Source organism: Apibacter sp. HY039 (assembly GCF_004023655.1).
In the GTDB taxonomy this organism is placed as follows: domain Bacteria; phylum Bacteroidota; class Bacteroidia; order Flavobacteriales; family Weeksellaceae; genus Apibacter; species Apibacter raozihei.
The window spans coordinates 417,451-431,666 of the sequence record NZ_SAYM01000003.1; the positions used below are offsets into that span (position 1 = coordinate 417,451).

Sequence of the window (14,216 nt, forward strand, 5' to 3'; positions counted from 1 at the left end):
AATCTAAATTTATATTTATTCTATATTTCTAACTGCATTAAAGCCTTTCATTACTCCTCTCATACTTGATTGTATAAACTGAATAATTTCATCTCTTTCCGGAGTAGCTTCAAATTCTCCTTCAACGACAGATAAAGCCTGAGAAATATTTAACTTTTTCTGAAAAATAACACGATAGATACTTTGAATTTCCGCAATTTTTTCTGAAGAAAATCCTCTTCTTCTTAAACCGACCGAGTTTATTCCTGCGTAGGAAAGCGGATCTCTTGCTGCTTTAGAATAAGGTGGCACATCTTTTCTTACTAATGAGCCTCCTGCAACAATTGAATGTCTTCCTATTTTATTAAACTGATGAACTGCAACCATTCCGCCAATTATAGCAAAATCCTCAACTATAACGTGCCCGGAAAGACCTACTCCATTTACTATAATAACATTATCACCTATGACACAATCATGGGCTACGTGGGCAGTGGCCATAATATAGGAATTACTTCCTACTTTGGTATATCCTAAAGCAGTAGTTCCTTTATTTACTGTCACACACTCACGAATAACTGTATTGTCTCCTATATAGGTAAAGGTTCTTTCACCTTTATATTTTAAATCCTGTGGTTCAGCAGATATAACTGATCCGGGGAATATTTTACAGTTTTTACCAATTCTTGCGCCTTCCATGATAGTTACATTAGAACCTATCCAGGTACCTTCTCCTATTTCAACATCCTTATATACAGAGGAAAACGGCTCAATAACAACGTTATTTGCTATTTTTGCATCAGAATGTACAAATGCTAGTGGTTGAATCATCTTTTATTCTTTTGTTTTTATTACCTGGGCCATCATTTCAGCTTCAACGACCATCTGACCGTTACAATATCCATACCCTTGCATATGAACAATTCCTCTTCTAATAGGCTCAAGTAAGTCTATTTTAAGTATAAGGGTATCTCCAGGAACAACTTTTCTTTTATGTTTAACTTTGTCTAATTTAATTAAATAGGTAGAATAATTCTGAGGATCATCCACATTCTCCAAAACAAATATTCCTCCGGTTTGTGCCATTGCTTCAATCTGCAAGACTCCTGGCATAACAGGTTCATTTGGGAAATGACCTACGAAAAACGGCTCGTTTATTGTTACATTTTTAACTCCGATAATATGCTTCTTATCCACTTCAAGAATTTTATCTACCAATAAAAACGGTGGTCTGTGCGGAAGCATACGCATAATATCATTGATATCATACACAGGTTCTTTTTCAAAGTCAATTTCAGGAATGTTTTTTCTTTTGAACAATTTATACAATTTATTCAATTTTTTTGCAAATTGAGTATTGCTGTGATGTCCTGGTTTAGTAGCAATAATTTTCGCTTTTAATTTAACTCCTACCAAAGTCAAGTCACCAACAACATCTAATAATTTATGTCGGGCAGCTTCATTAGGATAATAAAGAGTCACATTATCCAGAATACCATTTGGACGTACACTTACTTCCGGTTGTTCAAATACAAGCTTTAATTTTTCAAGTGTTTCTTGCGATAGTTCCTTATCTACGTATACAATGGCATTATTTATGTCTCCACCTTTAATAAGTCCGGAATCTAATAGCATTTCTAATTCATGAAGAAAACTAAATGTTCGTGCTTTAGCAAATTCTTCTTTGAATTCTTTTATATTCTTCATGGTTGCATTTTGTGTACCTAAAACTTTAGTACCAAAATCTACCATTGTGGTTACTTCAAAATAATCGGAAGGAATAGCTGTAATTTCAGAGCCGGTTTCCGGATCTGTATAGGATACTATTTCTTTAATTGCAAAGTATTCTCTTTCTGCTTCCTGTTCAACAATACCAGCATCATCTATCGCTTCAACAAAAAATTTGGAAGATCCATCCATAATCGGAGGTTCAGAGCTGTTAAGCTCAATGTATGCATTATCTAAATCCATACCTGTAAGAGCTGCCAGAACATGTTCACAAGTATGTATTTTCACACCTTTTTTTTCAAGAACAGTTCCTCTTTCGGTAGATGTAACATAAGTAGCATCTGCCTCAATGGTAGGTTGTCCCTCTAAATCAACTCTTACAAAAACAAATCCTGTATTTACCGGAGCTGGTTTAATGGTCATGGTTACTTCTTTACCTGTGTGAAGTCCTTTACCTTTTAAAGTAAACTCCTGTCTTAGCGTCTTCTGCTTTTCTGACATTGTCTTATATTTTGTTATATTTTATTTAACTTTAGATATTCGATTTTATTTTATTTTTCCATTTTTTTTTCAAGCTGATCAATTCTTTTAACTATTTCTGGAAATTGTTTGAAGTAGATAAAACTTTTTTGATATTTCATATATTGCATTGCCGGAGAACCAAACAATCGTTGACTGTCAGGTACGTCATTGGTTATTCCACTCTGAGCCTGAATAACTACTTTATTTCCTATTTTAATATGTCCTGAAATGCCGACCTGACCACCTAGCATACTCCAGCTTCCTATCTTAGAAGATCCTGCGATTCCTGACTGAGAAGCTATAACAGTGTGTTCTCCTATTTCAACATTATGGGCTACCTGAATAAGGTTATCAAGCTTTACTCCTTTTTTTATTATGGTTGAACCTATGGTTGCTCTGTCAATGGAACAATTAGAACCAATTTCGACATTATCTTCAAGCACTACATTACCCAATTGTGGTACTTTTTCATACCCATTGTTGGTTGGCTGAAAACCAAATCCATCTCCACCTATAATTGTTCCTCCATGAATCACACAGTTGTTTCCTATAATACAATCATTATAAATTTTAACTCCGGGACCTATAAAACAATTATCACCTATACTAACATTATCTCCCAAATATGTTTGGGGATAAATTTTTGAGTTGTTACCAATTTTAACATTATTTCCCACATATGCAAAAGCACCTATATATATGTCAGTTCCAAGAGTTGTAGAATCAGAAATAAAAGAAGGTTGTTCAATACCCGATTTCTGAGATTTCATTTCATTGTAAAATCTCAACAATTGATTAAATGCCGAATAAGCATCTTCAACTAAGATAATTGTGGGTAATCCCGAAATATCTTCGGGTAATAAGTTTTTTGAAATCATTACAATGGAGGCCTGTGTATCCTTAAGATAAGCCTGAAATTTTTCTCCACCTAAAAAAGTTAGAGTTCCCGGTTTTCCTTCTTCTATTTTTGAAATATAAGAAACTTTTACATCCGGATTTCCTAATACCTCTCCTTTGACTAAATTTGCTATTTGCTCAGCGCTAAATTCCATAATTGGCAAATGTAATGATTTTATTAAAATTACAAAAATGTTTATTAAAGAGACTCTAAGCCTCTGGGAATACAAAAATGATAGCGGGAAATTTTCCTTTTCAGATCTTTTATGAATACCTGATTATCCATATCCTGCAACTCTATTACGGTACCATTTTTCAATACTAACCGTATAGGATCTTTCTTGTCTTCGTAAGCAATGATACTTAATTTATTTTGATGTACAAAATAGCTACCGTCTTCAACCTGATAAAAATCAGCCGCTTTCTTTTGTAATTTTTTCAATTCAGAAGCAGAAATAGGTTGAGAAGTTATTCTTGAATAAGGTAAATTTCTTTGAATAATTACTTTACTTAAAATACTCAGAATTTTATCCTCATGATTCTGCCAAATTTTTAAAGCAGATAATATATCTGAATCATCTAGCTGAGCAAACTTATTGATGTCTTCAACCGTTAAATTACTGTAGTCAGATTTATTGAGAAAATATTTTAGAATTCCAGATGCAGGCAGGTCTACTCCTTTTTTTGTTAATAATTTTGCTCGTTTCAAAGCCTCTATGAGATAAAATTCAGCAGTCATTGAGGTTTTATGAAAATATACCTGCCAATACATAAACAATCGGGAAGTAAGATATTTTTCAATTGAATAAATACCTTTTGCTTCAATGACTAATTCATCATTTACTACATTCATCATTGTTATAATTCTTTCTGAATTTACATTACCTTCAGAAACTCCTGTAAAAAAGCTATCTCGTCTTAAATAATCTAATCTGTCTAAATCTATTTGTCCGGATATTAGCTGATGAAAAAATTTTCTGGGATATTGATCTAGAAATATATCAATAGCTAATTGCAATTCTCCGTTAAATTCTTTGTTAAGCAAATTCATGAAAGTGATTGAAACTTTTTCGTGATGCATGCCTTCCATAAGCGTAGATTCCAAAGCATGTGAAAACGGACCATGTCCTATATCATGCAACAGTATAGCTGTTACTACAGCCCTTTCTTCTTCTTTAGATATTATTACACCTTTATCTTTAAGCACCTGCAATGCCAGCTGCATTAAATGTGTACTTCCCAAAGCATGCAAAAATCGGGTATGAGTAGATCCGGGATAGACATAGTTGCTTAATCCTGTTTGAGAAATTCTTTTTAATCTCTGAAAATAAGGATGTTCCAATAAATCAAATAATAAATCATCTGAAATTGAAATAAATCCTAACACAGGATCATTAAAGATTTTCCTTTTATTTTTTTTACTTTGTTCCAAAGGGTATATTTTTTGTATTTTTATTGCAAAAATATAATAAATAAAGAATATACAAATGGCTGTAAAAATATTGTGGATTGATGATGAGATAGAAATGTTGGAACCTCATATCATTTTTTTAAAGAATAAAGGATATGAGGTTTCGGGTATAAATAATGCCGCAGATGCTCTTGAATTAATTCCAAAAGGTAACTATCAGGCAGTTCTGCTTGATGAAAATATGCCAGGTATCGGAGGGCTTGAAGCTTTACAGAAAATTAAAGAAATAGATGTTCGTCTGCCTGTTGTAATGGTTACAAAAAATGAGGCGGAAGATATCATGGAAGAGGCTATTGGCGAACAGATTGCAGATTATATTTTAAAACCGGTCAATCCTAATCAGGTTTTGCTTAGCCTGAAAAAAATTTTAAAGAGTGAAGAAATTATTGAAAAGAAAACTGTTTTAAATTATCAACAGGAATTTCGGAAAATTTCAATGGACTTAATGTATGCCCAAAGTTATGAAGACTGGGTGCAAATTTACCTGAAGCTAATCCAATGGGACTTAAAGTTTGATAAACTTTCAGATTTGGAGATGAGTCATATACTTCAGAATCAAAAAGAAGAAGCCAATAATTTATTTTCTAAATTTATTGAAAATAATTATCACGACTGGCTACATTCTGATCAGAAGCCTGTGATGTCTCACACTGCATTTAAAGAAGTTGTACGTCCTGTTATTTCTGAAAATAAAAAAGTTTTATTGTTAATGATAGATAATTTAAGATATGATCAATGGAAAACTATAGAACCTCTTTTTACAAAATATTTTAGTTCTGCTAAAGAAAAATCTTATTTCAGTATTTTACCATCTGCCACCCAATATGCAAGAAATTCGTTTTTTGCAGGATTAATGCCTTTGGAAATCGAAAAAAAATATCCGGAATATTGGATAGGAGAAAATGATGAAGGGCATAAAAATCAATATGAAAATGAATTATTATCTATGCAGTTACAACGTTTAGGCTTAAAGGGAATCAGAAATAAATACTTTAAAATTTTAAATGCTGAATTTGAAAGGAAAATTTATGAAGAGTTTAAATCGCATAGCAGCAATGCTGATTTCATAACTATCGTCTATAATTTTATTGATATCCTTTCTCATGCAAAGACGAATAATAATATTGTTAATGAACTTATAAGGGATGATAAGACTTTTCGTTCATTAACTTATACATGGTTTGAAAACTCAAGTATTTTAAAAATTATTCAACTAGCAGCCGAAGATGGATTTAAGGTTGTAATAACTACGGATCATGGAACTATATATGTTAAAAAACCTAGCCGGGTAATTGGTGATAAAGAATCATCAACAAACCTGAGATATAAGCTGGGTAAAAATTTACAATTTGAGGATAAGGATGTTTTTGTCGTTAATAATCCTGAATCGTATTATTTGCCTAAAGTAAATGTTAATTCCAAGTATATTTTTGTTAAAGAAAACAAATTCTTTGCCTATCCTAAAAATTACAATCATTTTGTAAATTACTATAAAGATACATATCAACATGGAGGTATTTCAATGGAAGAAATGATTATACCAATAACCATTTTGGAATAAATAGTAATAAATTTAAAATATAAAGAAAAGGTTCGTAATAGAACCTTTTTATCCTAGATTGAATGTGTTTATACTTGAATTCTCTAGTATATTATAAATATTTTATTGCCTAACTTTAAAGCTCCATGTAAAATAAAAGATTGCTACACAATCGCCCGATTCATCAATTCCTTCAGATTTAACAATTATGGATTCTCCCTTTTGAGAAATAATGGATTTTGCTATTATATTTTCTATTTCTTTTCCTTGTACACAAGTAAACGTTAACGTGCCAATCGCTTTTTTAAAGAATTCAGCTTCTTGTTTAATTACCAACATGGAAATATCATGTTTAAATTTATTTACAGCATTCATGCACAATACACCTGAAGATAATTCAGCAGCCATTCCCTGAACTGCCCAAAACATGGATTTAAACGGATTCTGATTTATAAAAGCAAGACTTACCTGCGTTTTTGCTACTGTTTCTGAGGAAAATTGTAATGTTATACCTGCCAGTTCTGCGATGGGTAAATGATCTTTGATAAATATTGCAAAGTTTTCTTTTGTCATTTTTTAAGGTTTTAACAAATATACATTATTTAATATTTGATAGAATATTAAAAATAATTATACACTTTGACTGGACAAAAGTTTAGTTTTTAAATCAACTATCATTATTTAAATATATATAAACTATCAAATATTCATTTATGAAGGTTATTTACAGATAATTATTGTCAACATTTATGATAGTTTGTATCTTTACAAAAATTATTATCGCATGAATTTAAAGCAACTTGCATTTTCATTTATCATTTTCAGTCTTGTAATTAGTTGTGGTACCAGTGAAAGAATTATTGTAAATAAAAAAATTATCGATATTGAAGGAGAACCTATGCTTGTGGGAAGAATCACCCAAGAAGCTCTTTCTGATTCTGTTTTCAATAGTTGGTACTCAGAACAATATGACTCATACACTCCTGATCTCAATGTTGTAAAAAAAATTAAATCAAGACTTAAGCTTTATAATATTGAAGTTTTTTTAGGCACCTGGTCAGAAGAAACTCAGAAACAACTTCCCAGATTTATGAAGGTTCTTGAAACTTCTAAATTCCCCGAGAGCAAATTAGCTTTATATGCTGTCAATAGAAATAAAGAAAGTTTTTACGGAGAACAAAATCAAAAAAATATTAATGAAATACCTACCTTTATTATATATAAAGGAAATATTAATAAAAAACGCGGTCTTTGTGAGATAGGAAGAATTAGCGGAAAACCAAATCAAACATTTGAATTAGACCTTTATAAAATAGTAACCGGCAAAAAATTCAATGAAGTTACAAACAAGCCTAAACATATAAAGATAAAAAAAAGTACTAGAAAAAAATAACTTACATACTGCCTTTTTAAAATAATTAATTGTCTGATATGTATAAAAATATGTTAAGTTTAGTAAAAAAAATATCCATCACTCTTTTAATAGTAATAATTGTTTCATTAGTCATTTTTTTAATTTTTAAACATAGTGGAAGTGAAAATACTGTAGCTGATACACGTATCATAAACCATGAACTGCAAAGACTAAATAAAATGATTGTAATTGAGCAAAATTATTCTGCTTTTCGTACCAAAAAATATAATGATTATAACCCCAGATATTTAAGCTTTTTAAATAAAAATATTGTATTATATATAACGGCTAAAGCTCAGGTAACTTATGATATGAAAAAAATGAAGGTTGATATAGATTCTATCCATAAAAAAATTCATTTAATTTCGATTCCTGCTCCCGAATTGCAAATATATCCTAATGTTGAAATTTACAGTATGGAGGACGGTTTATTTAATCGTTTTTCTAAGTCCGACTTAAATACGGTTATGGAAGAAGGAAAAAATGATATTAAAAACGAAGTTGAAAAATCCAATATAAAAACATTAGCTCAAAACCAGCTTATAACCAATTTAAAAGAACTATATGCTACAGCTAAGTTATATGACTGGGAAGTTGTTGATGATACTCCTTATGCGAAACAAATACAATCAATCAAAAACTGAGAAAATACTTTAGATTCATAAAATAAAAAATCCGGAAATTAGTAAAAATCCGGATTTTTATTTTATAACTACATGGATTACTTCATGTCAAACATTAATAATCCTAGTAGCAATTTAGGTTCTATAAACGTACTTTTTGCCGGAATTTTTAATCCTAAATCAGAAATAAGCTGTAAATCTGAAAAAGATACAGGATAAAATGCGAACCCAATTTTATAATCACCGTTATCAACTGCGACTTTTATATCAGTTATTCCTTTTATATCCCCAGAACCTTTAATGTAAGAAACCTTTTGTTTTTCTTCTTTATTTGTTGAAATATCAAAGATAGGCCCTAAAACAAATTTATTAAAAAGATAAGTATCAATATTTCCTAATCCTTCCGGTGTTCCCCTGAATTCATGTTTAATATATAATCCATAAAACTTTCCTTCAAAATACATGCTTATATGATGTTTATGCGATGGAAAATAAGGCTGTACTCCTTTTTCATTAATTGTGAAATGCTCTTCCAGTTTGGCAAATAATTCATCACGTGTCAATCCGTTTAAAGATTTTATTAACCGGTTATATTCATGAATTCTGATAGATTGGCTAGAAGCAATCAGTGACATTACATGATGGTTCTGATCAAATAAAAAATCTTTGGACTTACTTTTTTCTTTAATTTTATCAGAATGCTCTACAGCAGCTGCCATACGGTAATGTCCGTCGGCAAGATACAGAGCAGGAAGTTTTTCCACAGCATCTTTGAACTGAGCCAGTTTTAGCCGATTGTCCACTCTCCATAACTTATGAGAAATCTCCAGCTCATCTATAATTTGAATTAAAGGCTTACTTTTCATTTCCAAGTCCATCATTACTTCCAACTTTGAGTTGGAATCATAACTTAACAGTACTGGATTAGATTGTAAATAAGTAATGTCCAGAAACTGAGTAAACACTTTTTGTTTTTGTTCATTGGTTTGTTCCGGAACTTTAACATTATTTTCTTTAAAGTCATCTACTGAAATTAAACCGATAATACCTTTAAATATTTCTCCGTTTCTCTTTTTTTGTTCATAAATATATATTGAGGCAGGGTCATTTTCAACAAAATTTTCATTCAGATAATCTTCAAATCTTTTCCTTACTTTCTTAAACCTGTTTTCAAGGGGACTTTCTCCTTTAAAAAAGGTTGGTTTTATTATATCAACGTAAGAGGGTGTTTTCCCTCTGAGCTTTGATTTAATTTGCTCTTCTGAATAATTTTCAGGAGAATACATTGGAAAATCAGAAGTATTTTCTTCTTTTGCATGAATTCCTTTGAACGGTTTAAAACTTAGCATAAAATATATTTACGAATCTTCAATTATTTTTTATAAAATTCAATAATTTGATCGGCTAATTCCAATCCAACTCTTTCTTGTGCTTCAAGAGTGTTACCTCCAATGTGAGGAGAAAGAGATAATTTAGGATTCATTAATAAGGTAATTTCAGGTTTAGGCTCTTTTTCAAAAACGTCTAAAGCTGCACCAAAAATTTTATCTTCATTTAAAGCATTTACTAAAGCTACTTCATCTATAACTCCTCCGCGCGAAGCATTAACGATGATAGCATTTTTTTTCATTTTTTCTAATTCCTCCTTACCTATTACATATTTTGGCTGTTTAGGTACGTGTACTGAAATTGCATCTGAGTTTTTAAGAACTTCTTCCATAGATACGGTAGATATTTCAAAATTAACTTTTTGCCCATCATAAAAATCCAGTGTTACAGTTTTAGTTATATCCACAGCATCTGTAACTAAAACTTTCATCCCTAGTGCCAAACCGATTTTTACCACTTCTACACCTATACGTCCAAACCCGATAACTCCTAAAGTTTTACCTCCTAATTCCATGGCTCCGCCATATGATTTTTTAAGTGCAGAAAAATTAGTATCTCCTTCCAGAGGCATATTTCTGTTGGAATCCTGAAGATAACGATAAAGTGAAAACATATGGGCAAACACTAGCTCTGCAACCGAACGCGAAGAAGCTGCCGGCGTATTTATAACCTGAATTCCTTTTTCCTTTGCATAGGCAACATCTATATTGTCCATACCTACTCCTCCTCTTCCTATAATTTTAAGTCCCGGACATTCGTCTATAAGTTCTTTTCTCACTTGTGTAGCACTTCTTACCAATAGAACTTCAACTCCATTTTCATTAATGAAGTTTGCCAATTGTTCCTGAGCAACTTTATGATTTAAAACTTCCAGTCCGTTATTTTCCAAAACTTCTATAGCAGAAGCCGATATTCCATCGTTAGGTAATATTTTCATGTTTTTATATATAATTTTTATGCAGTTCTTTCTAATTCTTTCATTACATTAACCAAAGCTTCCACTCCTTCCACCGGCATTGCGTTATAGATACTGGCCCGGTATCCTCCGACAGTTCTATATCCTCCTACCCCTATAATATTGGCATCTTTCCACATTTGGTCAAATTTTGCTTTATATTTTTCTTCATCATTAAGGAAAAAACATACATTCATCAGGGATCGATCTTCTTCAACGCATACTCCTCTGAAAAGTGGATTTCTGTCAATTTCGTTATAAAGAAGTGCTGCTTTCTCTATATTTCTTTTTTCAATACCCGCAGTTCCTCCTTGTTTTTCCAACCATCTTAAATTCAATAATGTTGCATAAACCGCAAAAACAGGAGGTGTATTTGCCATACTTTCTTTAGCTATATGAACCTGATAATCTAAAGAAGAAGGTAATTCTCTTCCAGATTTACCTAAAAGATTTTTGTTTACTACGACTACTGTTACCCCAGCTGGTCCTAAATTTTTTTGAGCTCCGGCATAAATGATTCCAAACTGGTTATAATCTATATCTCTGCTTAATATATCTGATGACATATCGCATACTACAGGAACAGACGTTTCAGGAAATGATTTCATTTGTGTTCCATACACCGTATTATTAGAAGTTATATGTAAATATGCAGCATCTTCAGGAATTGTGTACCCTTTAGGTATCTGAGTATAATTATTTTCTTTTGAAGAAGCAATAACTTCAATAGCACCTATTTTTTTTGCTTCTTTAATAGCTGCTGATGCAAAGTTTCCACTATCCACATATACAGCTTTGGAATTATCATTTAACAAATTATAAGGTGCCATAGCAAATTGAAGACTGGCTCCTCCCTGTAAAAATAAAACCTCGTGATCGTCATCCAGTTTCATCAGCTTTTTAGCTAATGCACGGGCTTCATCCATAATAGCGATAAAATCTTTACTTCTGTGCGAAATTTCTATTAAAGAGGTTCCGCTGTTATTGAGATCAAGCACGGCTTGTGCTGCTTGTTGAAGAACTTCCTCCGGTAATGTAGAAGGACCTGCACTAAAGTTATATTTTTTCATTAGTTAAGATATATTTCTTTTGTTTAGTTTGGGTGATTTATTAAGGTGAATATTAGTCTATATGTAAAAATTCTTTTTTTGCCAGCAATTCTTCATCCGATTCTACTTCATTTTCATCAGGAACACAACAATCTACCGGACATACGGCGGCACACTGAGGCTCTTCATGAAAACCTTTGCATTCCGTACATTTATCTGCTACAATATAATAAACATCATCCGATACTGGCCTTTGGGGGGCATCTGCATCAATGGAAAGACCACTTTTAGTTACTAGCATCCCTTTTAAGCTCGTACCTTCTGACATTTTCCAATCTACAGCTCCTTCATATATCGCGTTATTAGGGCATTCCGGCTCACATGCTCCACAATTGATGCATTCATCCGTAATTTTTATAGCCATATCTATTTTTTAATTTATTTTTGTGCAAAATTAATCATTTTTTTTCACATAATTTATATTATAAATGAGTTTAGAGCTAAGAATAAAGTCCCTGGAAGGTGTACGAAATATTTTACATCAATTTATAAAAAATGAGGTTACAGATACCCCTTCTTATTCTGAATTTGAGAATTCTCTTCGACTTGCAGAAATTAAAAACCCATGGTTTACAAAAAAAAATATATTAACAGCACTGGAATATTGGGACAGAGTATTGACAAGCAATACCCTTTTTTCCTGGCTTGAAAAATACTCTTACAAAGATGTACAAACTAAGACAATAGGTCTTGTACTGGCAGGAAATATTCCTATGGTAGGACTGCATGACTGCCTATGCGTACTACTCCTTGGCTTTAAAGCTAAAATTAAACTTTCGTCTAAAGACAATGTTTTGATTCCTTTTATTTTGAATCTATGGAAAGAGTTTTGTGATGAACTGGAATTTGAATTTGTAGAAAAACTTGAGAAGTTTGATGCTGTCATAACAACCGGAAGTAATAATACTGCCCGGTATTTTGAATACTATTTCAAATACATTCCTCATATTATAAGAAAAAACAGAACTTCCGCTGCAATACTTACCGGAAATGAAAGTGAAGACGAGCTTATAAAGTTAAGTAATGATATATTTACTTATTTTGGTTTAGGTTGCCGAAGTGTTACCCAGGTATTTATTCCTGAGAATTTTGATTTGGATCGATTATTTCAATCATTTATTCAACAGCAGGATGTCATCCACCATAATAAATACGCTAATAACTATGATTATAATAAAGCTATTTATTTGATGAATAATGATCAATTCTGGGACAATAACTTTATTATGCTTAAAAATTCAGAGGAACTGTACAGTCCCATAGGTGTTTTGTATTTTACAAGGTACGACACCCTTCTTTCAGTTGAAAGCTTCATGAATAGTCATTCAGATAAAATACAATGTATTGTATCCGGCTCCCATGCGTTTCCGTTTAAAACTATTCCGTTTGGTGAAAGTCAAAATCCAGATATATCAGAATATGCTGATGGCATAGACACAATAAATTTTTTACTTTCCATTTAAAAGAAATAGCTATCTTTTATCAATTAAATGTGAAACTAGAAGTACTTTTAAAATAATTTTTTTATTTTTTGAAAATTATTCTATTTTTACTTTTTCAATAAATGAACAAATTGTTACTCTTATGAAATCATTACAAGGTTTAGGTGTTGCACTAATAACACCTTTTAACGAGGATGGGACGATTGATTTTCCTTCTCTTGAAAATTTAGTAAATTATAATGTTGATAATGGAGTGGATTATCTGGTAGTTTTAGGTACTACAGCAGAAACAGCTACTTTAAATTCTGACGAAAAAAAACAGGTAATCGAGGTAATAAAGAAGAGTAACAATAAAAGATTACCCTTGGTTCTTGGAATTGGTGGAAACAATACTGTAGAAGTAACGAAACAAATAATTGATTCAGATCTTGAAGATTTTGCTGCGGTGCTATCTGTTTCACCTTATTATAATAAACCGACCCAGGAGGGGATTTATCAGCATTTTAAAACGATTGCCATTCAGTCTCCTGTACCGATTATCGTGTACAATGTCCCTGGAAGAACAGGTTCAAATATGGAAGCCGCCACTACCTTAAGGCTGGCGAATGAAGTATCCAATATCATTGCCATTAAAGAAGCCAGTCCTAATTATTTACAATCGACAGATATTATTAAAGATAAACCGTTTGATTTTCTGGTAATTTCAGGTGATGATGAATTTGCGCTACCAATGACTCTTGCCGGCGGAAGCGGAGTTATTTCCGTTTTAGGACAAGGTATGCCTGAAATGGTATCGAAAATGATTCATTTCGGACAGAATAAACAGGTGGAAGAATCCTATAAAATACACTACGACCTACATAGTTTATTCAGATTAATATTTAAAGAAGGAAATCCTGCTGGTATAAAAGCATTATTATCTGTAAAAGGAATATGCAAACCGTATACCCGGTTACCACTGATTCCGGCATCTAAAAGTCTTATTTCATCTATTGAAAAAGAATTGGAGAAAATATCAGTTCTGTCATAATTTCAAATTTAAGTAAACTTAATAGTATTATTTATTAAACAATATTTCTTTAAACTTCGAGTTAAAAGACGTATGGATATTTATTTGTATAAAACATTAAAAATATGTATTTTTGCA

14 protein-coding genes are annotated in these 14,216 nt (G+C 31.7%); 5 read left to right on the top strand and 9 right to left on the bottom strand.

Features of this window, described 5'->3' with window-relative positions; translation table 11 throughout:
* Positions 1-15: 15 nt before the first annotated feature.
* From lpxA to EQ921_RS09235, 4 genes are read right to left on the bottom strand one after another with little or no spacing between them, the layout of a single operon-like run.
* Positions 16-810: an acyl-ACP--UDP-N-acetylglucosamine O-acyltransferase gene (gene lpxA, locus EQ921_RS09220; protein WP_128152516.1), complete on the bottom strand. Its 795-nt coding sequence runs from the start codon at positions 808-810 to the stop codon at positions 16-18.
* A gap of 3 nt (positions 811-813) precedes the next feature.
* Positions 814-2,208, bottom strand: coding sequence for a bifunctional UDP-3-O-[3-hydroxymyristoyl] N-acetylglucosamine deacetylase/3-hydroxyacyl-ACP dehydratase (locus EQ921_RS09225; protein WP_128152515.1), 1,395 nt, complete (start codon positions 2,206-2,208; stop codon positions 814-816).
* A gap of 50 nt (positions 2,209-2,258) precedes the next feature.
* Entirely contained in the window at positions 2,259-3,281 is a 1,023-nt protein-coding gene (gene lpxD / locus EQ921_RS09230) for a UDP-3-O-(3-hydroxymyristoyl)glucosamine N-acyltransferase (RefSeq protein ID WP_128331427.1), read from the bottom strand.
* Between the two features lie 44 nt (positions 3,282-3,325).
* On the bottom strand, positions 3,326-4,558 hold the full coding sequence (locus tag EQ921_RS09235) for an HD domain-containing protein (RefSeq protein ID WP_128331428.1): 1,233 nt from the start codon (positions 4,556-4,558) through the stop codon (positions 3,326-3,328).
* A gap of 55 nt (positions 4,559-4,613) precedes the next feature.
* Here EQ921_RS09235 and EQ921_RS09240 point away from each other — a divergent pair, with 55 nt between their 5' ends.
* On the top strand, positions 4,614-6,158 hold the full coding sequence (locus EQ921_RS09240; protein WP_128331429.1) for a PglZ domain-containing protein: 1,545 nt from the start codon (positions 4,614-4,616) through the stop codon (positions 6,156-6,158).
* A 102-nt stretch (positions 6,159-6,260) separates the two neighbouring features.
* Here EQ921_RS09240 and EQ921_RS09245 read toward each other — a convergent pair whose 3' ends face one another.
* Positions 6,261-6,710: a thioesterase gene (locus EQ921_RS09245; RefSeq protein ID WP_128331430.1), complete on the bottom strand. Its 450-nt coding sequence runs from the start codon at positions 6,708-6,710 to the stop codon at positions 6,261-6,263.
* 211 nt (positions 6,711-6,921) lie between these two features.
* On the opposite strand from EQ921_RS09245, the gene EQ921_RS09250 reads away from it, so the two are divergent.
* A complete protein-coding gene (locus EQ921_RS09250) occupies positions 6,922-7,530 on the top strand; it encodes a hypothetical protein (RefSeq protein WP_128331431.1) in 609 nt (202 codons plus the stop codon).
* A 50-nt stretch (positions 7,531-7,580) separates the two neighbouring features.
* Positions 7,581-8,195, top strand: a complete 615-nt coding sequence (locus EQ921_RS09255) for a DUF4230 domain-containing protein (RefSeq protein ID WP_164875294.1) — start codon at positions 7,581-7,583, stop codon at positions 8,193-8,195.
* Positions 8,196-8,272: 77 nt separating this feature from the next.
* On the opposite strand, the gene EQ921_RS09260 is transcribed toward EQ921_RS09255, so the two are convergent.
* Genes EQ921_RS09260 through EQ921_RS09275 form a run of 4 tightly spaced genes read right to left on the bottom strand, consistent with a single transcriptional unit; the run spans position 8,273 to position 11,991 of the window.
* On the bottom strand, positions 8,273-9,523 hold the full coding sequence (locus tag EQ921_RS09260; RefSeq protein ID WP_128331432.1) for a DUF1015 domain-containing protein: 1,251 nt from the start codon (positions 9,521-9,523) through the stop codon (positions 8,273-8,275).
* A 23-nt stretch (positions 9,524-9,546) separates the two neighbouring features.
* On the bottom strand, positions 9,547-10,500 hold the full coding sequence (locus EQ921_RS09265) for a D-2-hydroxyacid dehydrogenase (RefSeq protein WP_128331433.1): 954 nt from the start codon (positions 10,498-10,500) through the stop codon (positions 9,547-9,549).
* Positions 10,501-10,517: 17 nt separating this feature from the next.
* Complete coding sequence (serC, locus tag EQ921_RS09270; protein ID WP_128152506.1) at positions 10,518-11,588, bottom strand: 3-phosphoserine/phosphohydroxythreonine transaminase; 1,071 nt, start codon at positions 11,586-11,588, stop codon at positions 10,518-10,520.
* Positions 11,589-11,640: 52 nt separating this feature from the next.
* Positions 11,641-11,991, bottom strand: coding sequence for a 4Fe-4S dicluster domain-containing protein (locus tag EQ921_RS09275; protein WP_128152505.1), 351 nt, complete (start codon positions 11,989-11,991; stop codon positions 11,641-11,643).
* A gap of 64 nt (positions 11,992-12,055) precedes the next feature.
* On the opposite strand from EQ921_RS09275, the gene EQ921_RS09280 reads away from it, so the two are divergent.
* Together EQ921_RS09280 and dapA are read left to right on the top strand one after the other, a co-directional pair.
* On the top strand, positions 12,056-13,090 hold the full coding sequence (locus EQ921_RS09280) for an acyl-CoA reductase (protein WP_128331434.1): 1,035 nt from the start codon (positions 12,056-12,058) through the stop codon (positions 13,088-13,090).
* A 121-nt stretch (positions 13,091-13,211) separates the two neighbouring features.
* A complete protein-coding gene (gene dapA, locus EQ921_RS09285; protein ID WP_128331435.1) occupies positions 13,212-14,099 on the top strand; it encodes a 4-hydroxy-tetrahydrodipicolinate synthase in 888 nt (295 codons plus the stop codon).
* The last annotated feature ends 117 nt before the right edge of the window (positions 14,100-14,216 follow it).

Excerpts from the sequence above, each read along its gene's own strand:
- EQ921_RS09250 (WP_128331431.1), top strand. The coding sequence starts at position 6,922 with ATGAATTTAAAGCAACTTGCATTTTCATTTATCATTTTCAGTCTTGTA.
- lpxA (WP_128152516.1), bottom strand. The coding sequence starts at position 810 with ATGATTCAACCACTAGCATTTGTACATTCTGATGCAAAAATAGCAAAT.
- EQ921_RS09265 (WP_128331433.1), bottom strand. The coding sequence starts at position 10,500 with ATGAAAATATTACCTAACGATGGAATATCGGCTTCTGCTATAGAAGTT.
- EQ921_RS09275 (WP_128152505.1), bottom strand. The coding sequence starts at position 11,991 with ATGGCTATAAAAATTACGGATGAATGCATCAATTGTGGAGCATGTGAG.
- serC (WP_128152506.1), bottom strand. The coding sequence starts at position 11,588 with ATGAAAAAATATAACTTTAGTGCAGGTCCTTCTACATTACCGGAGGAA.
- EQ921_RS09255 (WP_164875294.1), top strand. The coding sequence starts at position 7,581 with ATGTTAAGTTTAGTAAAAAAAATATCCATCACTCTTTTAATAGTAATA.
- EQ921_RS09260 (WP_128331432.1), bottom strand. The coding sequence starts at position 9,523 with ATGCTAAGTTTTAAACCGTTCAAAGGAATTCATGCAAAAGAAGAAAAT.
- dapA (WP_128331435.1), top strand. The coding sequence starts at position 13,212 with ATGAAATCATTACAAGGTTTAGGTGTTGCACTAATAACACCTTTTAAC.
- EQ921_RS09245 (WP_128331430.1), bottom strand. The coding sequence starts at position 6,710 with ATGACAAAAGAAAACTTTGCAATATTTATCAAAGATCATTTACCCATC.
- EQ921_RS09280 (WP_128331434.1), top strand. The coding sequence starts at position 12,056 with ATGAGTTTAGAGCTAAGAATAAAGTCCCTGGAAGGTGTACGAAATATT.
- lpxD (WP_128331427.1), bottom strand. The coding sequence starts at position 3,281 with ATGGAATTTAGCGCTGAGCAAATAGCAAATTTAGTCAAAGGAGAGGTA.
- EQ921_RS09240 (WP_128331429.1), top strand. The coding sequence starts at position 4,614 with ATGGCTGTAAAAATATTGTGGATTGATGATGAGATAGAAATGTTGGAA.
- EQ921_RS09225 (WP_128152515.1), bottom strand. The coding sequence starts at position 2,208 with ATGTCAGAAAAGCAGAAGACGCTAAGACAGGAGTTTACTTTAAAAGGT.